Annotated in this window: 20 protein-coding genes; 6 read left to right on the top strand and 14 right to left on the bottom strand. The window is 71.2% G+C overall.

Annotated features, from left to right (window positions below):
* The first annotated feature begins 22 nt into the window (after nt 1–22).
* Nucleotides 23–868, top strand: a complete 846-nt coding sequence (locus J5Y10_RS15645; protein WP_209374967.1) for a fumarylacetoacetate hydrolase family protein — start codon at nt 23–25, stop codon at nt 866–868.
* 70 nt (nt 869–938) lie between these two features.
* Here J5Y10_RS15645 and J5Y10_RS28775 read toward each other — a convergent pair whose 3' ends face one another.
* The 3 genes from J5Y10_RS28775 to J5Y10_RS15660 all read right to left on the bottom strand — a co-directional run bounded on the left by J5Y10_RS28775 (nt 939) and on the right by J5Y10_RS15660 (nt 2,948).
* On the bottom strand, nt 939–1,385 hold the full coding sequence (locus tag J5Y10_RS28775) for a CsbD family protein (RefSeq protein ID WP_209374968.1): 447 nt from the start codon (nt 1,383–1,385) through the stop codon (nt 939–941).
* A 176-nt stretch (nt 1,386–1,561) separates the two neighbouring features.
* Nucleotides 1,562–1,942, bottom strand: coding sequence for an oxalurate catabolism protein HpxZ (gene hpxZ / locus J5Y10_RS15655; RefSeq protein ID WP_209374969.1), 381 nt, complete (start codon nt 1,940–1,942; stop codon nt 1,562–1,564).
* Nucleotides 1,943–1,991: 49 nt separating this feature from the next.
* Entirely contained in the window at nt 1,992–2,948 is a 957-nt protein-coding gene (locus J5Y10_RS15660) for an SDR family oxidoreductase (protein ID WP_209374970.1), read from the bottom strand.
* Between the two features lie 171 nt (nt 2,949–3,119).
* Here J5Y10_RS15660 and J5Y10_RS15665 point away from each other — a divergent pair, with 171 nt between their 5' ends.
* A complete protein-coding gene (locus tag J5Y10_RS15665) occupies nt 3,120–3,494 on the top strand; it encodes a PAS domain S-box protein (RefSeq protein ID WP_209374971.1) in 375 nt (124 codons plus the stop codon).
* A 58-nt stretch (nt 3,495–3,552) separates the two neighbouring features.
* Here J5Y10_RS15665 and gnd read toward each other — a convergent pair whose 3' ends face one another.
* From gnd to J5Y10_RS15690, 5 genes are read right to left on the bottom strand one after another with little or no spacing between them, the layout of a single operon-like run.
* Nucleotides 3,553–4,518 carry a phosphogluconate dehydrogenase (NAD(+)-dependent, decarboxylating) gene (gene gnd, locus J5Y10_RS15670; RefSeq protein WP_209375066.1) on the bottom strand — a complete coding sequence of 322 codons (966 nt, stop codon included), beginning with the start codon at nt 4,516–4,518 and terminating at the stop codon, nt 3,553–3,555.
* A gap of 52 nt (nt 4,519–4,570) precedes the next feature.
* The gene (locus J5Y10_RS15675) at nt 4,571–5,887 is read right to left on the bottom strand and encodes an NtaA/DmoA family FMN-dependent monooxygenase (RefSeq protein ID WP_209374972.1); all 1,317 of its coding nucleotides are present in this window, start codon (nt 5,885–5,887) and stop codon (nt 4,571–4,573) included.
* A gap of 40 nt (nt 5,888–5,927) precedes the next feature.
* The gene (locus J5Y10_RS15680; RefSeq protein WP_209374973.1) at nt 5,928–7,229 is read right to left on the bottom strand and encodes an aminotransferase class III-fold pyridoxal phosphate-dependent enzyme; all 1,302 of its coding nucleotides are present in this window, start codon (nt 7,227–7,229) and stop codon (nt 5,928–5,930) included.
* Entirely contained in the window at nt 7,226–8,800 is a 1,575-nt protein-coding gene (locus J5Y10_RS15685; RefSeq protein ID WP_209374974.1) for a hydantoinase B/oxoprolinase family protein, read from the bottom strand. The genes J5Y10_RS15680 and J5Y10_RS15685 overlap by 4 nt, the downstream gene beginning before the upstream one ends.
* Entirely contained in the window at nt 8,797–10,809 is a 2,013-nt protein-coding gene (locus J5Y10_RS15690) for a hydantoinase/oxoprolinase family protein (protein ID WP_209374975.1), read from the bottom strand. Before J5Y10_RS15690 ends, J5Y10_RS15685 begins: the two co-directional genes overlap by 4 nt.
* 89 nt (nt 10,810–10,898) lie before the next feature.
* Between J5Y10_RS15690 and J5Y10_RS15695 the strand changes: the two genes are divergently transcribed.
* Nucleotides 10,899–12,233: an NAD(P)/FAD-dependent oxidoreductase gene (locus J5Y10_RS15695; protein ID WP_209374976.1), complete on the top strand. Its 1,335-nt coding sequence runs from the start codon at nt 10,899–10,901 to the stop codon at nt 12,231–12,233.
* 279 nt (nt 12,234–12,512) lie between these two features.
* Here the strand turns inward: J5Y10_RS15695 and J5Y10_RS15700 are convergent, their stop codons facing one another.
* Nucleotides 12,513–13,001 carry an Lrp/AsnC family transcriptional regulator gene (locus tag J5Y10_RS15700; protein ID WP_280855219.1) on the bottom strand — a complete coding sequence of 163 codons (489 nt, stop codon included), beginning with the start codon at nt 12,999–13,001 and terminating at the stop codon, nt 12,513–12,515.
* Nucleotides 13,002–13,106: 105 nt separating this feature from the next.
* On the opposite strand from J5Y10_RS15700, the gene J5Y10_RS15705 reads away from it, so the two are divergent.
* A complete protein-coding gene (locus tag J5Y10_RS15705) occupies nt 13,107–13,346 on the top strand; it encodes a DUF6356 family protein (protein WP_209374977.1) in 240 nt (79 codons plus the stop codon).
* A gap of 9 nt (nt 13,347–13,355) precedes the next feature.
* Here the strand turns inward: J5Y10_RS15705 and J5Y10_RS15710 are convergent, their stop codons facing one another.
* Both J5Y10_RS15710 and J5Y10_RS15715 read right to left on the bottom strand, forming a co-directional pair.
* Entirely contained in the window at nt 13,356–13,922 is a 567-nt protein-coding gene (locus tag J5Y10_RS15710; RefSeq protein ID WP_209374978.1) for a DinB family protein, read from the bottom strand.
* 22 nt (nt 13,923–13,944) lie between these two features.
* Nucleotides 13,945–15,828 (bottom strand): ABC-F family ATP-binding cassette domain-containing protein, encoded by a 1,884-nt coding sequence (locus tag J5Y10_RS15715; RefSeq protein WP_209374979.1) that lies wholly within the window; start codon nt 15,826–15,828, stop codon nt 13,945–13,947.
* Between the two features lie 136 nt (nt 15,829–15,964).
* Between J5Y10_RS15715 and nhaA the strand changes: the two genes are divergently transcribed.
* A complete protein-coding gene (gene nhaA / locus J5Y10_RS15720; RefSeq protein ID WP_209374980.1) occupies nt 15,965–17,158 on the top strand; it encodes a Na+/H+ antiporter NhaA in 1,194 nt (397 codons plus the stop codon).
* Between the two features lie 102 nt (nt 17,159–17,260).
* Nucleotides 17,261–17,683 (top strand): nucleoside-diphosphate kinase, encoded by a 423-nt coding sequence (gene ndk / locus J5Y10_RS15725; protein WP_209374981.1) that lies wholly within the window; start codon nt 17,261–17,263, stop codon nt 17,681–17,683.
* Nucleotides 17,684–17,972: 289 nt separating this feature from the next.
* Here ndk and J5Y10_RS15730 read toward each other — a convergent pair whose 3' ends face one another.
* The 3 genes from J5Y10_RS15730 to J5Y10_RS15740 form a co-directional block, all read right to left on the bottom strand.
* Nucleotides 17,973–19,472 carry a tripartite tricarboxylate transporter permease gene (locus J5Y10_RS15730; RefSeq protein ID WP_209374982.1) on the bottom strand — a complete coding sequence of 500 codons (1,500 nt, stop codon included), beginning with the start codon at nt 19,470–19,472 and terminating at the stop codon, nt 17,973–17,975.
* Nucleotides 19,472–19,987, bottom strand: a complete 516-nt coding sequence (locus J5Y10_RS15735; protein ID WP_245214765.1) for a tripartite tricarboxylate transporter TctB family protein — start codon at nt 19,985–19,987, stop codon at nt 19,472–19,474. The genes J5Y10_RS15730 and J5Y10_RS15735 overlap by 1 nt, the downstream gene beginning before the upstream one ends.
* A 404-nt stretch (nt 19,988–20,391) precedes the next feature.
* The gene (locus tag J5Y10_RS15740) at nt 20,392–21,903 is read right to left on the bottom strand and encodes an efflux transporter outer membrane subunit (protein ID WP_209374983.1); all 1,512 of its coding nucleotides are present in this window, start codon (nt 21,901–21,903) and stop codon (nt 20,392–20,394) included.
* Nucleotides 21,904–21,909: the final 6 nt, after the last annotated feature.

Below are 21,909 nucleotides of genomic sequence, written 5' to 3' on the forward strand. Positions count from 1 at the left end.
GAGGGTTCAAAAGGACAGAACGATGAAGCTGCTGCGACACGGCGCCCCCGGCGCCGAGCGACCCGGGCTGCTGGACGCGGATGGCACCATCCGCGACCTCTCCGGCACCATCCCGGACCTCGCCGGTGACGTCCTCTCGCCCGGGGGCCTCGCCCGCCTCCGGGAACTGGACCCCACCAGCCTTCCGGCCTTGCCCGCCACCACCCGCCTCGGCCCGCCGGTCGCCGGCACGCGCAACTTCGTCGCCATCGGCCTGAACTACGCCGACCACGCGGCGGAGAGCGGCGCCCCCGTGCCGAAGGAACCCATCATCTTCCTGAAGTCGCTCAATACCCTTGCCGGGCCCGATGACGAGGTCGCCATCCCGCCAGACAGCCGCAAGACGGACTGGGAAATTGAGCTGGCCGTCATCATCGGGACCAAGGCCAAGAACGTGCCGCTTGAATCGGCCCTGGACCACGTGGCCGGCTACGCCGTCTGCAACGACATCTCCGAGCGGGAATGGCAGATGGAGCGCGGCGGCCAGTGGACGAAGGGCAAGAGCGCGGACGGCTTCGGCCCGCTCGGGCCCTGGCTCGTCACCGCGGACGAGATCCCCGATCCCCAGGATCTTGCAATGTGGTTGGAGGTGGACGGCCAGCGCCGCCAGGACGGCTCGACCCGCACCATGATTTTCGACGTGCGGACGATCGTGTCCTATGTCAGCCGCTTCATCACCCTGCATCCCGGTGACGTCATCACCACCGGAACCCCGCCGGGCGTCGGCATGGGCATGAAGCCGCCCACCTACCTGAAGCCCGGGCAGGAAATCCGCCTCGGCATCGCCGGGCTGGGCGAGCAGCGGCAGCGCATGATCGCCGGAGGCTGAGGGCGGCAGCACTCGCCGGCAGCCGCCGTGGGGGATGGACCCCACGGCGACGCCTTTCGCTCAAGGTCGATCAGACCCAGTCGCGCTGGTACCAGGCCTTCGGCTCCGGGGCCGTGACGCGCCCCACGAGGAAGGCGAGCACGGCGACGATGCCGATGGTCGCCATCGGGTAGCCGCGCACGACGTTGGAGGCGCTCTCCGCGCCGGCGGCCACCACGTCCCGGGCCTCGCGGCCATATTCCGAGGCCTTGCGCCCGACCTGGTCGAGCAGCGGGCCGGTCCCCTCGTCCAGGGCGCGGCTGGCGCGCTGGCCGAGCTCGGAGGCCTTGTCCGACACGTCGCTGGCGACGTCGCGCACCGCGTCCTTCGCGCCGCCAACGGCGTTCCGGACGGTCCCGGCAACCTTGTCGGCAGTGCCTTCCGCCTGGAGCTTGGCGTCCCCGGTCACATTTCCAGCCGCCGACTTAACAGTCCCGGCCGCCTTGTCGGCGATGCCGCCAACCCGATCCTCGTCCATGTTCATGCCTCCTGCGAGCGTTGCGAAAGGGGACAGGGCGGATCGCGCTGCGCGCCCCCTCGGGGAGACCTAACGAACTTACAACTCAAAAGTTATGGGATGCCGTTCCCGGCGCAGAAAGCGGGGCAGAACGGCGCCCCGGGCGGCCGAAGGGCGATCCCGGGGCTACCCTCCCCCTACTCCGCCACCACGCTCACATGCGCCGCCACGACCCGCCATCCCTCGGGGAAGCGGGCCCAGGCCTGGCTCTGCCGCCCCACCTTCCCCGGCTGCCCCTCGCGCCGGAACATCGTGTTCGCCGTCGCGAAGTCCCGGCCATAGGTGGTGATCACCGTCCGCTCCAGCGCGCGCGCCAGCCCTGCGGAGGGACGAGCGCGGCGGAAGGCGCGGATCTCCTCCATGCCGTAGAGGTTCTCGGCCGCGCCGTAGCGGATGGTCTCCGGCCCGTCGCGGAACAGCTCTTCCAGCACGGGCACGTCGTTCGTCACCAGGGCCTGCTCATAGCGGGCGAAGGCGGCTTCCACCTCCGCCTTCACCTCGGGGATGTCGATCTCCAAGCGCGCTCTCCTCTGTCGTCCGGGCAAGATCCGGAGAGCGGATGCTGCCTTAGCGGCGGCGGGCCAGCCAGAAGCCGATGATCCCCGCCGCGGCCAGCCAGGCCTTGGTCGGGACCTTCACCGCCACCTCCTTCCGGAAGCCGCCATAGACCGCATGGTCCTCCGGCGCGTCGAAGAGATTGCCGGCCGATCCCTCCGCCTTTGCCCCGCCCGACAGCCCGCGCTTCATGATGACGCCCACCGCCCAGCGCAGCGGCTTCGGCGCCACCGTGGCGGCGAGGCGGGAGGCCCAGGCCGCCACCCCGATCACCGCCGCATTCCGCGGCCGTCGAATGAGGGAGGCGATCGTCTCCGCCACCTCGAAGGGGGAGGTGATGGGCCCGCCCACCTCGATCCGGTGGCCCGTACGGTTCGCCCCGTGCCGCAGCCCGGGCGTGTCCACCACGCTGGGGAACACGTCACAGACATGGATCCCCGGCTGGTCCTGCAACTCCGCCCGGAGCGATTCCGTGAAGCCCCGCAGCCCCGCCTTGGAGGCGGCGTAGGAGGAGGCGAAGGGTGTCGGCACCCAGCTCCCGATGGAGAGCAGGTTGATCAGCACCCCATTGCCCTGCCGCCGGAACACCGGCAGCGCGGCATGCGCCCCGTTCACCTGGCCCAGAAGGTTGGTGCGGATCGTCTGCTCGTGCTCCTCGATCGGCACCTCGTCGAAGGGTCCCACGACGCCCACGCCGGCATTGTTGATCCAGACGTCGATCCGGCCGAACCGCGCCCGCGCCGCGTCCGCCAGGGCCCGCACGGCCGCGGAGTCCGTCACGTCCGTCGGCACGGCGATCGCCTCCGCGCCCAGCCGCTCGCACTCGCCCCGCACCACTTCCAGCGTCTCCGCCCGGCGGGAGGCGAGGACGAGATGCGCGCCCTGCCGCGCCAGGTGCTGCGCCGTCGCCCGCCCGATGCCGCTGGACGCGCCCGCGATCACCACCACCGAACCCTGGATCCGGGGCATGGCTTTCTCCTTCGTCTGACCGGCCCTTAACCGGACGGAGGCCCAAGGGTTCCCACCCCTCGAAACGGGGCGATCAGGGGGCCGCCAAGGTGGCTTGAAGGAATGCCGCCCGGCCACACATCCCCCACCCCGGGGTCATCGGCCCGTCACGTGGGACGGAGGCGCAAGCAGATGTTCGACCAGCCCTTCGGACAGGCCGTGACCAGCGAGGACGGGCGATTCCTCCAGGTGAACCGCGCCCTCTGCGAGCTGCTCTGGACCGACGCCCCCGCCCTTCTCGCCCGCTCCGTCCGGGACATCACCCACCCCGCCGACTGGGCGGACAATGCGGCGCTGCTGCACCGCCTGCGGGACCACGGCGAACCCTTCACCATCGTCAAGCGCTGCTTCCGCGCCGACGGCACCACGATCTGGGTGCAGGCCTACGTCTCCATCCTGCACGACGCCGCGGGCCGCACCACCCTCAACGCGCTTATCCGGCCGGTTCTTCCGGAGGCGACCTTGCACCATGGCGCGGGGCGGATGGCCGCCCAGGGGATGCACTAAGCGGCCCCAGGGGGAGAGAAAGAGTTCTTGTTTCCTCTCCCCCGGGGCCACCCGCGCCTCACCCCGCCTTCGGCGGCTCCACATGCCCGCCGAACCCGTGCCGCATAGCCGACAGCATCCGGTCCGCGTAGGACGCCTCCTGCCGCGACCGGAAGCGGGCGTAGAGGGCCGCTGTCAGCACAGGTGCCGGTGTGGCCGTGGCCACGGCCTCCTGCACCGTCCAGCGCCCCTCGCCGCTATCGCCCACACGCCCGGCGTAGTTGGAAAGGTCCGGGTCCCCCGCCAGCGCCTGCGCCGTCAGGTCGAGCAGCCAGGAAGCGACGACCGAGCCGCGGCGCCAGGCCTCCGCGATGTCCGGCAGCGGCATCTCCAGCCCGTGCATCTCGTTGGCGGCACGCATCAGGTCGAAGCCCTCCGCGAAGGCCTGCATCATCCCGTACTCGATGCCGTTATGAACCATCTTCGAGTAGTGCCCGGCCCCGTTCGGCCCGGCATGGACATAGCCCTGAGGCGGGCGCGGGTCGCCGCTGCGGTTCGGGGTGGGCAGCGCCGTCCCCTCGCCGGGCGCGAGCGCGGCGAAGATCGGGTCCAGCCGCTCCACCTGCGCCGCGGGGCCGCCGATCATCAGGCAGTAGCCCCGCTCCAGCCCCCAGACGCCGCCGGAGGTGCCGACATCCAGGTAGTCGATCCCCTTCTCCCGCATGGCCTTGGCGCGGCGCACGCTGTCCTGCCAGTTGGAATTCCCGCCCTCGATCACGCAATCCCCGGGGGAGAGCAGGCCGGACAGGGTCTCCAGCGTCGCCTCGGTCGGAGTGCCGGCGGGCAGCATCACCCAGACCGTGCGCGGCGCCTCCAGCCCCGCGACCAGCTCGGCCAGGTCCGCCGCGCCCTGCGCGCCTTCCCCGGCCAGGGCGGCCACGGCCTCGGCGCTCAGGTCCCACACCGTGGTCGCGTGCCCGGCCCGCATGAGCCGCCGCGCGATATTCGCGCCCATGCGGCCGAGGCCGACGATTCCGATCCGCATCATGGCGCAGGCCCTCCGTTGCGGGGCCCGTCATACCGGAAAGCCCGGCGCCTCAGAAGGCCAGCAGGTTCTCCCGCAGCGTCGCGTGGTCGTAGCCGCGCCGCACCAGCCCGCGCGCCTGCAACGCCGGCACCAGCCCGTCCGCCACCTCCGCCACCACGCGGCGGGACACGTCCCCCATGGAGAAAAGGAAGCCGTCCCCCCCGATCTCCTGCATCGTCTCCGCCATCTGCCCGGCGACGGTGTCCACCGTGCCGCAGAGATCCACCGAGAGCCCCGTGCCGCTGTAATCCGTGAAGGCCTGCCGCAGCGTCTTCCCGCCAGCGCCCAGCCGCTTCAGCGTGTCCAGGTTCTGCTGGTGGCCGTTGGTCCGCAGGTTCTCGTCGATCGGCTTGTCGAGATCCATGCTGCCGAAGTCGATGTTCGTCACCTTGCTGAAGTGCGCCAGCCGCTGGACGATCTTGCGGTCCGCCGCCGCGATCCGCTCCAGCCGCCGCATCTCCGCGTGCTCCGCGCTCTCGCCGATGATGGGGTTCACCAGGAACAGCACCTTGATACTGTCGGGGCTGCGCCCCACCGCCGCGGCGCGCGCCCGCACGTCATCACGATAGGCCTTCATCGCCGCGATCCCCTTGGGGTTCGCCACGATCGTCTCGCCATGGGTTGCCGCGAACTGCCGCCCGCGCGGGGATCCGCCGGCCTGCGCGATCACCGGCCGCCCCTGCACGCAGGGCCCCGAGTTCAGCGGCCCGCGGGAGGAGTACCACTTGCCCTTGAAGTCCACCGTATGGACCTTCGTGTGGTCCACCAGCACGCCGCCCTCACGGTCCGCCACGATCGCGCCCGGCTCCCAGGAATCCCACAGCGCGTTCACGCAGGCCATGTACTCGTCGGCCATGTCGTAGCGCAGGTCGTGCTCCGGCAATCCGTCCAGCCCGTAGTTCCGGGCCGCCATGTCGCTGCTGCCCGTCACCATGTTCCAGCCCGCGCGTCCCGCCGAGACCTGGTCCAGCGAGGCGATGATCCGCGCCAGCAGGTAGGGGTGGTGCGTGAAGGTCGCGAGGGTCGTGCAGACCCCGATCCGCTTCGTCGCCGCAAACAGCAGCGTCGCCACGACCGAAGGATCCTGCCGCGGCACCGAGAGCCCGTTCTTCAGATAGATCTCGCGCGACCCGCCATAGGCCTCGCCGATATAGGAGCTGTCTTCCAGCAGGATATAGTCGAAGCAGGCCCGTTCCAGCGCCCGCGCCATGTCCACGAACAGGTCGGGCTGCATCCATTCCTGCCCGATATTCCCCGTCCAGGGCTCACCCCAGGCCTGCACGCTCGATCCCTGCAGGAACCAGCCGAGATGGAAAGGGTTGGACAAGGCGACGTCTCCGTTCAGGCGCGGCGGAAGTTCGCAAGGATCATGCCTGCGCTCCGTTATGCGCGCGATCCGCGACGAGAAGACTCTCGTCGAGGATCGCGAGCAACCGCTCCGCCTCCACCTCGCCGATCACCAGAGGCGGCGCCAGGAACAGCGAGGTCTGCTCCCCGCTCGTCCCGATCACCGCCCCCAGCTCCAGCGCCCGCGCCGCAACCTGCGAGGCCACCGGCGCCTCCGCCACATCCGCCCGCCACTCCCGCCAGTCCGGCCCGTGCAGCTCGATCGTCCAGTGCAGCCCCTGCCCCGCGACGCGGAAGGCCGAGGGGTGCCGCCCCGCCATCTCCACCAGCCGCCGCCGGAACAGCCCTTCCAGCGCCGCCACCCGCTCCAGCAGCGCCTCCTCCCGCAGGATGGTGAGGTAGGCGGACACGGCCGCCATCGCCATCGGGTGCCCGCGCAGCGTCCCGTAATTCTGCCAGGACGACCCCCGCATCCGCGCGACGACCTCCTCCGACAGCACCACCGCCGCCACCGCCTGCATCCCCCCGCCCAGCCCCTTGCCGAGCGTCACGATATCCGGCCGGCTCGCCCCGCCCTGGAAGGCGAAGGGCCGCCCCGCGCGCCCCAGCCCCGTCACCACCTCATCCGCGATCCAGAGGCACCCCGCCTCCCGCGCCATGCCCGCCACCGCGTCCTGATAGGCCGCGTCGTGGTAGAACCCGCCCTGCGAGTAATCGAGGATCACGGCCGCCGAATCCGCCAGCATCCCCGGCGCCCCGTGCAGCCGCTGCGCGATCGGCGGCACCACCGCCCCATCCGCCCGCCAGGCCGCGCCCTCCGGCGGCGGCAGCACATGCACCGGCGCCCCGGCCGGCGGCACCCGCGTCGCCCCCGGCGCCGCAAGGCCGCCATGCCAGTGCGGCTGCACCGTCACGTCGCGGGAAAGCCCGACCAGCCCGTGATAGGCCCGCTCCCGCGTCGCGATCGCCCGCCGCCCCGACAGCGCCTGGCACAGGGACAGCGCGATATCATTCGCCTCGCTGCCGGAAAGGCAGAAGCGCACCGCCCCCGCCCAGTCCTCCCCCGCCAGCCCGATCCCGAACAGCTCCTCCGCCGCCCGGTCCCGCCCGGCCCAGGCCCACCCCTCGCTCACCATCGGCAGCGAAGCGGCCTTGCGCAGCGCCTCCGCCATGCGCGGATGCCCGTGCCCCAGTGGCCCGCCGGTATTGCTGCCATCCAGCACCCGCCGCCCGTCGGAGAGCAGGAAATGCACCCCCTCCCCACCCACCACGGAGGGCGCCGCCGTCCCCGCGTTCAGCCCCGTCCGCAGAAGCCGGCTCATGCCGCGCCGAACCCGCCGCCGCCGCACCCTTCCAGCGTCACCACATCCCCGCGCTTCAGCAGCAGGTTCGCCTTCCCCTGCAATTCCGTCTGCACCCCCGCGCGCTCCAGCACGATGCGGAAGGGCTGCCCCGCCTCCCCGCCCCGCATGCCGTAGGGCCGGATCCTTGTCCGCTCCACGCAGGTCGTCAGCCACATCTCGTCGCACAGGATGCGGTAGCTGCGGACGATCCCATCCCCGCCGCGATGCGCCCCAGGGCCACCCGATCCCCGCCGGATCGCCTGCCGCTCCAGCCGAATCGCGTAATTCGCCTCGATCATCTCGGCCGGCGTGTTGGAGGTGTTCGTCAGATGCACGCGCGTGGCCGGCGAACCGTCGCGGTCATGCCGCGCCCCCTCGCCGCCGCCATGCACCTCGTAGAGCATCCGCCACCCGCCATCCGGCATCGGCTCCGCGAAGGAGAGCAGCCCCGAGGTCGTCGGCCCGCCCGCCGAGAGCCGCTCCGGGATCACTCCCTCCATCGCGCGGAACATCGCGTCCACGATCCGTGCCGCCGTCTCGTGGTTCCCCGCCGCCACCGCCGCGTTCCAGCCCGGCTCCAGCATGGACCCAGGCCGCGTCACGATCGTCAGCGGCCGCAGCGCCCCCGCGTTCTGCTGCATCTCCCGCCCGCTCATCACCCGCATCGCATAGGCCACCGCGGAGCGCGCGATGTACGGCGTGGTGTTGCAGAAGTTCTGCATCCGGTCGTCGCTGCCGGAAAGGTCGATCACCGCCTCGTCGCCGTTGATCAGGATGCGCGCATGCACCCGCGCCGGGCTCCCATCCGGCCGCCCGTCATCGAGGAAGTCCTCGCCCTCATAGGCCCCATCCGGAATCTCCCGGATCGCCTCCCGCATCTCCGCCTCGGACAGGTCATGCAGCCGCGCCATCGCGTCCACGAACCCCTGCGTCCCATGCACCGCGCAGAGCTCGCGGATGCGCCGCTCCGCCGCCTGCGTCGCCGCGATCTGCGCCATCAGGTCGCCCTCGCAGGAGACGGGATCGCGCACATTGTGCAGCACCATCTCCAGCACGCCCCGGTTCACCCCGGCGGCACTGGTGATCGGCACGGGCGGGATCCGCATCGCCTCCTGGAATGTATCCACCGCCTTCGCGAAGTAGCTCCCCGGCCAGGTCCCCCCCACATCCGGCCAGTGCGCCAGGGACAGCCCCCAGGCCACCAGCCGCCCCTCCACGAAGATCGGCCGCGCCACCTTCACGTCGTTCAGGTGGTTCCCCCCGAGAATCCCGAGGTTGTAGATCAGCGAATCGCCTTCCTTCAGCGTCTCCGCCGGGCAGACCTTCAGCAGCTCCCGCACCGTATAGGCCATGGCGCCGAGATGGACGGGAATGTCCCGCCCCTGCCCCACCAACCCGCCCTCCGCATCCGTGATGGCGGAAGAAAGATCCCCCGCCTCCCGCAGCAGCGGCGAGCGCGCGGACCGCACGACCACAAGGCTCATCTCCTCCGCCGCCGCGGAAAGCCCGTGGCGGATCACCTCCACCGCGAAGGGATCAAGGGCGCTCATGCGTCGCTCCCCGTCAGGAACAGGTTGCCCATCGCATCCCCCCGCGCCCGCCATCCCGGCGGCACGACCGTGGTGGACCACGCATCCTCGATGATCGCCGGCCCCGCCGCCGCCCCCGCCATCGTCTCGCGCGGCAGGATCACCGTGGAAACCTTCCCCAACCCCGGAAACACGCAATCCCGCACGCGCGAGGCCCGCACCGGCCGCCCCACATCCGGCCGCGCCAGCGCCACCGTGGAAGGCTTCCGCGCCTGTACCCGCAGCGCCTCGATCACGCAGGGCTCATTGGTGGCATAGCCATAGAGCTGCCGGTGCCGCGCATGGAAATCCGCTTCCAGCACCGCCGGGTCCAGCGGCACCGCGAACGGCACCGGCGTCGCCTCGCTCTGCGCCGCGTAGCGCATCAGCGCCACGTGCTCCATCGCGATCCCCTCCGGCTCCACGCCGTTGGCGATCAGCGGCCCCCGCGCCTCCGCCTCCATCTCCCCCACCCGCGCCAGGAACCCCACCGCGTCCAACCCCGCCAGCGCCAGCCGCACCGTCCGCTGCTGCAGGAAGGAAAAGTCCGCCGTCAAACACCCCAGCGCGGAAAAGGCGGAGGACGCCGCCGGCACGATCACCTCTCGCAGCCCGTACATCTCCGCCAACCCCGCCGCGTGCATCGGCCCGCCGCCGCCGAAGGCCAGCAGCGCGCAATCCCGCCCGTCCACGCCGCGCTCCACTGTCACGCGCCGCAGCGCCCGCGCCATGGCCGCGTTCGCCACGCGCAGGATCCCCAGCGCCGCTTCCTCTACGCCCATCCCCAGCGCCTCGCCGATCGGCGCCACCACCCGCCGCGCCGCCTCCACGTCCAGCTGGATCGTGTCCCCTAGCCGCGCCTCCGGATCGAGATAGCCGAGCACCGCATTGGCGTCCGTGATCGTCGCCTTCGTGCCGCCGCGGCCGTAGCAGGCCGGCCCTGGCTCCGACCCCGCGCTTTCCGGCCCCACGGAAAGCCCGCCCGGCCCGAGCTTCACGATGGAGCCGCCGCCCGCGCCGATCGAATGCACCGCCAGCATCGGCTGCCGCAGCGGCCGCCCACCGATCATGCGCGTGTCCGTCATCTCCGCCTGCCCATCGACGATGAGGCAGACATCCGTCGTCGTCCCGCCCATGTCGAAGGTCAGCACCCGCGGCCGCCCCAGTTCCCGCGCCAGCCGGGCGGAGGCCGAGACCCCCGCCGCGGGCCCGGAGGCAGCCATGACAAGCGGCCGCTTCTTCACGGCGGGCACCGGCACCATCGCCCCCGCCGAATGGAACACCTGCAGCCCCGCCCCGATCGGCAGCCGCTCCTCCAACTCCGTCAGGTAGTCCACAGCAACGGGCATCGCCGCCGCGTTGAAGGCGGTGGAGGAGGCGCGCTCATACTCCCGCGCCTCCGGGTTCACCTCGTGGCTCACGCAGAGATGCGGCACCACGCCCCGCAGCCGCTCCGCCACCATCCGCTCATGCGCGGGATTGGCATAGGCGTGCAGCAGCGAGACGGCGACGCTCTCCACCCCGCTCCCCTTCAGCCAAGCTGCCAGCCGGTCCAGCTCCGCATCGTCCAGCGGCCGCAGCACCTTGCCCGTATGGTCCAGCCGCTCCCGCAGCCCGAAGCACAGGATCGCCGGCACCAGCGGCGGGGCCTTCGGCGGCACGTCCAGCCGGTACAGCTCCCGCCGGCGGTAGCGCCCAATTTCCAGCACATCCTCGAAGCCCTCGGTGGCCACCAGCGCCACCTTCGGCAACCGCTCCTCCACCAGCGCGTTCGTCACCCGCGTCGTGCCGTGCACGAAGCGCCGCACGTCGCCGGCGGAAAGCCCCACCGCCGCCAGGGCCTCCAGCATCGCCCGCACCGGCTCCGCGGGGCGCGACGGCACCTTGGCGATCCGCGTCTCCCCACCACCCAAGGGACTCGAGATCCGAACTGCGATGATGTCGGTGAACGTCCCGCCGATATCGGTGCCGATGTCCCACTCGCCCCGCAACGCCTATCCCCCAGTTGCCGCAACGCAGCACGGAGCCTAGACCCGGGGGACCGGCAGGCCCACCCCCGCCCGACGCGACAGGACGCCCCATGCCCCCCATCGCCCGCGTGCAGAGCGACACCACCCTTCCCGCCCAGGTGGATGTCGCCGTTATCGGCGGCGGCATCGCCGGCACCATGGCGGCCTACTACCTCGCCGCCGCCGGGCGCTCCGTCGCCCTGCTGGACAAGGGCGTCATCGCCGGGGAGCAGTCCAGCCGCAACTGGGGCTGGTGCCGCGTGCAGAACCGGGACGAGCGCGAGATCCCGCTGATGCAGCGCAGCCTGGAGCTCTGGTCCGGCCTGCCCGCCGAGACCGGCGCCGATCTCGGCTTCCGCCGCGACGGCCTGACCTACGTCACCCGCAGCGAAGCGGAGGTGGCGAAGTGGGACCGCTGGGTCACCATGGCCCGCGGCTACCAGCAGCACAGCCGGATGCTCTCCGCCGCCGAGGCCCGCGCCGCCACCCCCGGCAACGACGGCGCCTGGATCGGCGGCGTCTCCTCCCCGCGCGACGGCATGGCCGAGCCCTTCATCGCCGTCCCCCGCCTCGCCGAGGCCGCCCGCGCCCGCGGCGCCACCCTCCACCAGCGCTGCGCCGTGCGCGGCCTGGACATCACCGCCGGCCGCGTCACCGGCGTCGTCACCGAACACGGCCGCATCAAGGCCGATGCCGTCCTCGTCGCCGGCGGCGCTTGGTCCGCCATGATGCTCCGCCGCCACGGCGTCTTCCTGCCCCAGGCCAGCATCCTCTCCACCGTCTTCCTCACGAAGCCCGCGCCGGAGGTGACGAAGGGCGGCATCTACACCCCGGACATCACCATCAGCCGCCGCAGCAACGGCGGCTACATCGTCGCCGCCAACAACCGCGGCCGGATCGAGCTCACCCCCGCCGGCATCCGCCAGGCCCGCCTCTTCTGGCCCACCCTCCGCAGCCGCTGGAACAGCGTCTCCTTCGGCGTCGGCTCCTCCTTCCTCCGCGGCCCCGATGCCTGGCACGGCAAGTGGTCCCTCGACCGCCCCTCCCCCTTCGAGGAGGAGGCCATGCGAACCCTCGACCCCGCCCCCGCCGCCAACGTCGCCGCCCCCGCCCTCGCCCAGCTCGCCAAGTCCTGGCCCACCCTCGCCGGCACGGAAGCCGACTCCACCTGGGCCGGCTGGATCGAATCCACGCCGGACGCCGTGCCGGTCATCGCCCCCATCGGCGCCCTCCCCGGCCTCTTCGTCTCCACCGGCTACAGCGGCCACGGCTTCGGCATCGGCCCCGGCGCCGGCCACCTCGCCGCCGACCTCATCCTCGGCCGCACCCCCATCGTGGACCCGGCGCCCTTCCGCCTGGACCGGCTGGTGGACGGCTCGCCCATCCGCGAGCCCGGGATGATCTGATCCTGCGGGGGGCGGTCCGTGGCCAGGGAGAGGAAGAAGGAATTCTTCCTCTCCCCGGACCCCTCACCATCATCTTTCTCTAGGAGTTGGAGTCACTCGGCTGACGGTGCGCCTGAGGTCGATGACCTCAGGCGACTGCAAGGGCCGGATCAAACCGCCAGGCAGAAACCTCATCTCAGGACGATGCGGCGGCAGCCAGATGGGGGTCCAGGGGCCTCAGGCCCCTGGCGGAGGTCCAGGAGGCGGAGCCTCCTGGGGCCGGAAAGACCAACCCCCGGATCACCCCGCATACCCCGTCGGCAGCGCCGTCGTGTACTTGATCTGCTCCATCGAGAAGCTGGACGACACGTCGAACAGGTCCGCCATCTCGATCAGCCGCTTGTACACCCCATCATAGGCCGCGATGTCCGGCACCACCACGCGCAGCAGGTAGTCCACGCTGCCGCTCATCCGGTGGAACTCCAGCACCTCCGGGATCTCGCTCACCGCCCGGCAGAAGCGCTCCGCCCATTCCATGGAATGGCGGTTGGTGCGGATGGTCACGAAGACCGTCACGCCCACCCGCATCCTCGCCGCGTCCAGCAGCGCCACGCGGCGGCGGATCACCCCCTCCTCCTCCAGCCGCCGGATGCGCCGCCAGCACGGGGAGGGCGAAAGCCCCACCCGCTCCGCGATCTCCGCCACGGGAAGGGTCGCATCGGCCTGAAGCAGGTCGAGGATCTTCCGGTCAAAGCTGTCCAGGGGCATGGGATTCCAGGATTCGCCCATTTCGGGGCACCGTATTCCACCATCCTGGGAAGCCGGACAGCCGAACGCAAGAACTTACCGGGGCCGCGCCCCTACCATGCCCAGGTCGTCGCAGAGGATACGGACATGGCGCTGCCCTCCTTCACGGAACACCCGGCCGCCGTCGGGGAGAGCTACGCGGAGCACATGCACACCGCGTCCTGGTTCGGCTGGCAGATGCTGCTGGGCGCCGGCGCCTGCTTCGTCCACGCCCTGCTGCCTTTCCTCTTCACGAGGACCGGCTCCGCCAAGATCGCCCTGCTGCACGACCGCATGGTGGCCAACCGCGTGAAGGCCACGAACCGCCACCTCGTCCCGGCGGAGTAGGCGCGGGGATCAGGCCATCCCGCGCCACACCTTCTCTTCCGTCCAGCCCAGCGCCGCGAATTCACCGGCGCGCAGAGGCGCCTCTTCCGAAGCATAGAACTCGTCCAGCTGCGGCGGCGCCACGCCCGTGCCGCTCAGCATGGCGTGCGCCTGCCCGCGATGATGGATATCGTGCTGGAACAGGTGAAGCAGCAGCCGGTCCATCCGCTCGTGCTGGATGCGGCTGCCCCGATGGACAGACACGATCCGGGCCAGCCCCGCAGCGTTCAGCCCATCCACCACCGCCATCAGCCGCGCATCCACCGCCGCCTGCGCTGCCTTCAGCGCGGCCACTGTCGCGCAGGGCTCCGGATCCGCCCAGGCCGCCGGCCCAAGCGTCCCGCCCTCCATCGCGTCCACGTAGAAGCGGTCGATGACGAGGATATGGTTCAGCGTCGCCCGCAGGCTCGGAAAGAACCCCGTCCGCGGCGCGGTGAACTCCGCCTGGGACAGCCCCTCGCAGGCCGTCAGCAGCCTGTGATTCGCCCAGGAATTGTTCCGGGCCATGGTGCGGTAGGGCAGAAGCTGGGCATCCATGCGCCCAGCCTGCCACGCCGGATCAGGCGGCTTCCAGCTTCTCGCTCAGTTCCAGCCACTCCTCCTCCAGCTTCGCCACGGTGGCGGCGATCGCCGCGCGCCGCGTATTCGCCCAGGCGATGTCCGCCGGCTTGAAGCGCGAGTAGGTCTCGGTGTCGGAAAGCTTCCTCTCCAGCAGCCCGTCCTCCAGGCGCAGCTTCTCGATCCGCGCCTCGATCTCCTTCACCCGCTCCCGGATCGGCGCCAGGGCGGCGCGCGCCGCCGCCCGGCTCGCCGCCGTCGGCTTGGCCGGCGCGGCGGGATCGCCCTTGGAAGCCCGCGCCTCCCGCCGGTCCTCCCGCGCCCGGTTCGCCAGCCAGGCCCGGTAGTCGTCCAGGTCCCCGTCGAAGGGCGAGACCTTCCCGTCCGCCACCAGCCACAGCCGGTCCGCCGCCAGCTCCACCATGTGCGGGTCGTGGGTGATCAGCACCACCGCGCCCTTGTAGTCCGCCAGGGCCCGGACCATCGCCTCGCGCGCGTCGATGTCCAGGTGGTTCGTCGGCTCGTCCAGGATCAGCAGCTGCGGCGCGTCCCGCGTGGTGATGGCCAGCATCAGCCGCGCCTTCTCCCCGCCGGAGCAGTTGCGGATCAGCGTCGTCGCCCGGTCCTCGTCCAGCCCGAACCGCGCCAGCTGGGACCGCGCCTGCGTCACCGTCGCCTGCGGCGGCATCGCCGCCTGCATGTGGGACAGCGGCGTCCCCTCCGGGTCCAGCGCCTCCGCCTGGTGCTGGTCGAAATACCCGATCTTCAGCCGCTGCGTGCGCTTCACCTCGCCGGAGCGCGCCTCCAGCTTCCCCGCGATCAGCTTCGCCAGCGTGGACTTGCCGTTGCCGTTCGCGCCCAGCAGCGCGATCCGGTCATCCTGGTCCAGCCGCAGCCCGAGCCCGGACAGGATCGTGCGGTTCCCGTACCCCACGCTCGCGTCGTACATCGTCAGGATCGGCGGCGGCACTTCCGGCGGATCGGGGAACTCGAACCGCGTCGATCCGTCCTCCGCCACCTCGATCACCGGCGGCAGCTTCTCGATCGCCTTGAGGCGGGACTGCGCCTGCCGCGCCTTCGTCGCCTTGGCGCGGAACCGGTCCACGAAGGCCTGCATATGCGCGCGCTGCGCCAGCACCTTCTCGTTCAGCGCGGCCTGCTGCGCCATCCGCTCCCCGCGGATCCGCACGAACTCGGAATACCCGCCGGGATAGGTGGTGATCTTCCCGCGATCCAGATGCGCGATGCTGTCCACGCACTCGTCCAGCACCTCCCGGTCGTGGGAGATGATGATCGCCGCCCCGGGGAAGCGCCGCAGCCACCCCTCCAGCCAGATCGTCGCCTCCAGGTCCAGGTGGTTCGTCGGCTCGTCCAGCAGCAGCAGGTCCGGCTCCAGCGACAGCGCGCAGGCCAGCGCCACGCGCATCCGCCACCCGCCGGAGAACTCCTTCACCGTCCGCTGCTGCGCCTCGGCGTCAAACCCCAGCCCCGCCAGAACGGTGGCCGCCCGCGCCGGCGCCGCATCCGCCCCGATCGCGATCAGCCGCTCCTGCACCTCCGCCAGCCGGGTCGGATCGCCGCTCTCCATCTCCGCCAGCAGCTCGGACCGCTCCCTGTCCGCCGCCAGCACCGTCTCCAGCAGGGAAACATCCGTCCCCGGCTGCTCCTGCGCCACATGCGCCATCCGCGCCCGCGCCGCGATCCGCACCTCGCCGCCATCCGGCTGCAAGGTGCCCGTCAGCACCCGGAACAGGGTGGACTTCCCCGTCCCGTTCCGCCCCACCAGCCCCAGCTTGCGCCCGGGGTCCAGCTGCAGGTTCGCGCCGTCGAGAAGGGTGCGCCCGGCCATGCGGATGGTCAGGTCGCGAAGGGCAAGCACCGTCATGCCCGGCTTCTACCGCGCCGCCCCCGGCAACGGAACGGAGATGATGCGCCGCATCATTCCGGGAGGAACCCTGGAATGTTCCTGCTCCCCGCCGCCCCCCGTGCTAGTGCCGCGCCACGCATCCCACGGAGTCCCAATGGCCCAGGCCGCCCACCACGACGCCCGCCCCAGCGCCCTGCGCCGCTTCCTCGAAGGCCAGTCCTCCGCCGGGCTCGTGCTGATGGCCGCCGCCGCCCTGGCCCTCGTGATCGCCAACACCCCCCTCAACCCCGCCTACCAGGCCGCCCTGCACGCCCCCCTCGGCCCCCTCTCCGTCGAGCTCTGGATCAACGACGGCCTGATGGCCGTCTTCTTCCTGCTCGTCGGCCTGGAGATCAAACGGGAATCCCTGGACGGCCAGCTCTCCACCTGGCCCCGCCGCGCCCTGCCCGGCATCGCCGCCGCCGGCGGCATGGCCGTCCCCGCCCTCGTCTTCCTCGCCCTCAATCCCGCCGGAACCACCCATGGCTGGGCCATCCCCGCCGCAACCGACATCGCCTTCGCCCTCGGCGTCATCTCCCTTCTCGGCAGCCGCGTCCCCGCCTCGCTCCGCGTCTTCCTCGCGGCACTGGCCATCATCGACGACCTCGGCGCCGTCCTCATCATCGCCCTCTTCTACAACACCGGCCTCTCCTGGCCCGACCTGGCCGGCGCCGCCCTGGTCCTCGCCCTTCTCTTCGCCCTCAACCGCCTGGGCGTGCTGAACCTCCTCCCCTACCTCCTCCTCGGCGCCGTCCTCTGGGTCCTCGTCCTCCGCTCCGGCATCCACGCCACCCTCGCCGGCGTCCTCCTGGCCCTCGCCATCCCGCTCCGCGCCCGCCCCGCCGCCCCGGACGACGAAGTGGCGAGCCCCCTGCACCGGCTGGAGCACGCCCTCCACATCCCCGTCGGCTTCCTCATCGTGCCCGTTTTCGGCCTCGCCAACGCCGGCGTCCCCTTCCTCGGCCTCCCCGCCTCCGCCTTCGCCGCCCCCGTTACCCTCGGCGTCGGCCTCGGCCTCCTGGTCGGCAAGGCCGTCGGCGTCTTCGGCGCGGCCACCCTCACCATCCGCCTCGGCCTCGCCGACCTCCCCCCCTATGCCAGCCGCACCCAGCTCTTCGGCACGGCCCTCCTCTGCGGCATCGGCTTCACCATGAGCCTCTTCATCACCCTCCTCGCCTTCCCCGGGGACCCGGTCCTCCAGGCCGAGGCGAAAATCGGCATCCTCGGCGGCTCCCTCGTCTCCGGCCTCCTCGGCTACGCCCTGCTCCGCGTGGCCCCGAACGACTGGCCCGGCTCGCCCTCCCGATAAGGCGGCCCGGTTACCTTTTTCCGCCCCGGCCCCCGCCCCCCTTGCCGAACGGCCCGGGCACCGCTACCGGGCCCCCCGACTCCAAACAGGGAATCCGCCGCCATGGCCACCGAGCGCACCTTCTCCATCCTCAAGCCCGACGCGACCCGCCGGAATCTCACTGGCAAGATCAACGCCGTCTTCGAGGAGAAGGGCCTCCGCATCGTCGCCCAGAAGCGCATCCTGATGAGCCAGGCGATGGCCGAGACCTTCTACGGCGTCCACAAGGAGCGGCCCTTCTTCAAGGACCTCGTCTCCTTCATGACCTCCGGCCCTGTCGTGGTGCAGGTCCTCGAGGGTGAGAACGCCGTTCTCGCCAACCGCGAGATCATGGGCGCCACCAACCCCGCCAACGCGGCCGAGGGCACCATCCGCAAGCTCTTCGCCGAGAGCATCGAGGCGAACTCCGTCCACGGCTCGGACAGCGCCGAGAATGCGGCCACCGAGATCGCGTTCTTCTTCGCCGGCTCCGAGATCGTCGGCTGAGATCATTCCAGGGGGCTCCGCCCCCTGGACTCCCGGGCAAACACGAAGTGCTTGTCCCGAGCCAGGAGCCTGAGTCTCCTGGACCTGCATCGGGCTGCAGCAGGACTGACTTGAACTGCCAGCCCTCTACGATCGGGTCTGATTCCGCCCCTGCAGCCGCCTCGGCTCCACGAGCCGAGGCGCACCGTCAACGCGGCAAGACCAACTCCTGGAAGAAGATGATGGTGAGGGGTCCGGGGAGAGGAAGAATTTCTTCTTCCTCTCCCCGGGACAGACCCTCAGCGCAGGATCATCCCGCCCGCCGCGCCCGCCAAGCGCCCCAGAGCCGCGGCCCCACCAGAGCGAGCACGGCGAGGGTCAGGATGAAGAGTGAGATCGGCCGGGTGAGGAAGGTGGTCCAGTCCCCCTGGCTGATCGTCAGCGCCTGGCGCAGGTTCTGCTCCGCCATCGGCCCCAGGATCATACCGATCACCACCGGCGCCGTCGGGAAGTCAAATCGCCGCATGAACATGGCGATGATGCCGATCCCGTAGAGCAGGACGAGGTCGATCACCGAGTTGCTGATCCCGTAGGTGCCGATCGTCGCGAAGACGAGGATGCCCGCGTAGAGCTGCGGCGTCGGGATCTTCAGGATGCGCGCCCAGAGGCCGACCAGCGGAAGGTTCAGCACCACCAGCATGATGTTGGCGATGTAGAGGCTGGCGATCAGCGTCCAGACCAGCGCCGCCTGCTGCGTGAACAGCATCGGCCCGGGCTGGATGCCGTAGGACTGGAAGGCGGAGAGCATGATGGCCGCCGTGGCGGAGGTGGGCAGGCCCAGCGTTAGCATCGGCACCAGGATGCCGGCGGCGGCCGCGTTGTTCGCCGCCTCCGGCCCCGCCACGCCCTCGATGGCGCCGGTGGTGCCGAACTCGTGCCGGTGCTCCGGCTTCACCAGCTTCCGCTCGGCATAATAGCTGAGCATCGTCGGCATTTCCGTGCCGCCCGCCGGCAGCACGCCGAAGGGGAAGCCCAGCAGCGATCCGCGGAGCCACGGCCCGATGCTGCGCTTCCAGTCGCTGGCGCTCATCCACAGGCTGCCGATCGGGCGCACCACCTGCCCGCCCTCCGTGTGGCGCCAGGCCAGGTACATCGTCTCGCCCACGGCAAACAGGGCGACGGCAACGAGCACGACGTTCACCCCGTCCAGCAGCTCCGGCACCCCGAAGGTGAGGCGCGGCTGGCCGGTCTGCAGGTCGATCCCCACCAGCCCGAGCATCAGCCCGAAGCCGAGCGAGGTGAGGCCGCGCAGGGCCGATCCACCCAGCACCGCGGAGACGGTGACGAAGCACAGCAGCATGAGGGAGAAGTACTCGGCCGGCCCGAGCTTGAGGGCCACCTCCACCACCAGCGGCCCGACGAAGGAGATGCCGAGCGTACCCACCGTGCCCGCCACGAAGGATCCGACGGCGGCGGTGACGAGGGCGGGCCCCGCCCGCCCGTTCCGCGCCATCTTTGCCCCTTCGAGCGCGGTGATGATGGAACCGGACTCACCCGGCGTGTTCAGCAGGATGGAGGTGGTGGAGCCCCCGTACATCGCCCCATAGAAGACGCCGCAGAACAGGATGAAGGCCCCCGTCGCCTCCACCTTGAAGGTCACGGGCAGCAGCAGCGCGATCGTCAGCGCCGGCCCGATCCCCGGCAGCACCCCGATCGCGGTGCCGAGGAAGCAGCCCAGCAGCGCCCAGGCCAGGTTGATCGGCGTCAGCGCATTGCCGAAACCGGCCGCGAGGTTGGCGAAGGTGTCCATCAGAGAATGCCCTCCAGCACGCCTGCGCCGATGTTCACGCCCAGCAGCCGCGAGAAGCCGAGGAAGGCGCCGAGGGTGACGAGAATGCCGATCACCAGGTCCCGCAGCGGCCGGCGGGACCCGAAAGCCGCGCAGACCAGCACGTACTGGATGGTGGCCGCGATCACGAAGCCCAGCCAGTCGATCAGCGCGAGCTGCACCGCCAGGCCCGCCCCCAGCAGCCCCAGCGCCCGCCAGTTGGTCGGCGGGGCGGCCATCTCCTCCTCCAGCCCCCCGCTCCATCCGCCGCGCGAGGCCGAGATGGAGAGCGCGATGCCCAGCAGCACCAGCACCGCCCCGATCAGGTAGGGCACGGCCTTCGCCCCGACCTGCGCGTAGATCGGCGAATCCGGGATGGCCCAGGCCGCATAGAGCGTCAGAAGCCCCAGCAGCACGACGAACAAGCCGACGCCGAGATCAGCCCCCGGCGTGCCGGTAGGCGCGCGCAGGGGTTCCGCGGCTGGGGGTTCCATCATGGCCTTTCACTCCCTCCTCCGCCGGGCCGCTGCGCGGCGGGACGCACCGCCCGGTGATTCGCCGCCTGCATGGCATGGCCCTGCCGGGAGCGGAAGCGGGAGCTGCCCGTTCCCGGGCGCGCAGGTCTTACCTTTCCTTCACCCGCGCCTTCCGGCGCGCCGGGGGAGGAGCTCGGGGCTGCCCCCAGGGGCTCCGCCTCCTGGACCTGCCTGGGGCTGCTGCGGGACTGACTGAAGTTGTTGGCCCCTATGAGCGGGTTTGATCCGGACTTTGCAATCGCCTTGGCTCCACGAGCCGAGGCGCACCGCCAGCCGAAGAAACCAAAGCCTAGAAAAAGATGATGGTGAGGGGTCCGGGGAGAGGAAGAATTCCTTCTTCCTCCCCCCGGGACAGACCGAAAGCCTCAGGAACCGCCCCGCCGTGGCCGCGGCACCTGCGGCTGGGGCGCACCGGATGGCGGAACCGGCTCGGGCGGCGGGGTCGCCGAGCTCGCCAGCCATCCGCCGCCGAGCACGCGGTAGAGCGTGACCTGCGCCGAGAGCCGGTCCCGCTGCAGCCCGATGAGAAGCTGCTGCGCCGCGTAGAGGTCCCGCTGGGAGACGAGGACGGTCAGGTAGTTGTCCACCCCGGCCCGGAAGCGCGCCTCGGACAGCTGGTAGCTCGCCGCATAGGCGTCGGTCAGGGCCTGCTGCGCCCGTAGCTGGTCCCCGTAGGTGCCGCGCGCTGCAAGGGAGTCCGCCACTTCCCGGAAGGCGGTCTGGATCGCCTTCTCGTAGTTGGCGACCTCGATGCGGCTCTGGATCTTCGCGAAGTCCAGGTTTGCCTCGTTGATGCCGCCGGTGAAGATCGGGACGTTGATCTGCGGCGAGAAGGCCCAGATGCCCGAGCCCGGCTGGAACAGGCGGGCGAGCGAGGCGCCCGCCGTGCCGTAGGAGGCGGTGAGGGTGATGCTCGGGAAGAAGGCCGCGCGTGCCGCGCCGATATTGGCATTGGCCGCGCGGAGCAGCCGCTCCGCCGAGAGCACGTCCGGCCGCCGCAGCAGCACCTCGGAGGAGAGGCCGGCCGGCAGGTCCCCGACGATCAGCGGGGAGGCCAGGTTCACCTCCTGCGGCAGGTCCGCGGGCACGGGCTGGCCCAGCAGCAGCGCCAGCGCGTTCTCCGCCTGCGCCAGCTGGCGGGTATAGAGGGACAGGTTCGCCCGCGCCTGCTCCACCTGCGTCTGGGCCTGGCGCAGCACCAACGCGGTGGAGGTGCCGCCCGCGACGGTCGCCTGAGTTAGCCGGTAGGACTGCTCCTGGCTCGCCAGGGTCTGTTTCGTCAGCTCCAGCAGCTGCCGGTTCGCCAGCACGGTGAGGTAGGCGTCGGCGACGGAGGCGACGAGGCTGATCTGCGTCGCCCGCTGCGTCTCCGCCTGCGCGAAGGCCGTCTCCAGCGCCGCCTCGCTCAGGCTGCGGATGCGCCCGAACAGGTCGATCTCCCAGGAGGTGAAGCCGCCCTGGATGCCGAAGGTGCTGGAGGTGGTCGGGCTCGTCCGCCCGGTCCGCGCCCCGGCGCCGAGATCCGCTGGGGTCTGGGCATAGTCCGCGCTGCCGGTGGCGCCGATCTGGGGGAAGATCTCGCCTCGCTGGGCGCGGAACTGCGCCTCCGCCGACTGCACGTTCAGCGCCGCCACCCGCAGGTCACGGTTGTTCCGCAGCGCGATGTCGATCAGCCGCTTCAGGGCGGGGTCCAGGAACACGTCCTGCCAGCCCAGCGCGTCCACCGTGCCGGCGCCCGGGCGCACATCGCCGTAGGCACCGCCGCTCGGGAAGGTTCCGGGCACGGGCGCCGCCGGGCGCTCGTAATCGGGGGCGAGCGAGCAGCCCGCGAGGGCGCCAAGGCTCAGACTGAGGCCCAGGGACAGAAGGTTACGCATGTGTCG

Source organism: Roseomonas indoligenes (genome assembly GCF_017813365.1).
Taxonomy (GTDB): Bacteria; Pseudomonadota; Alphaproteobacteria; order Acetobacterales; family Acetobacteraceae; genus Roseomonas; species Roseomonas indoligenes.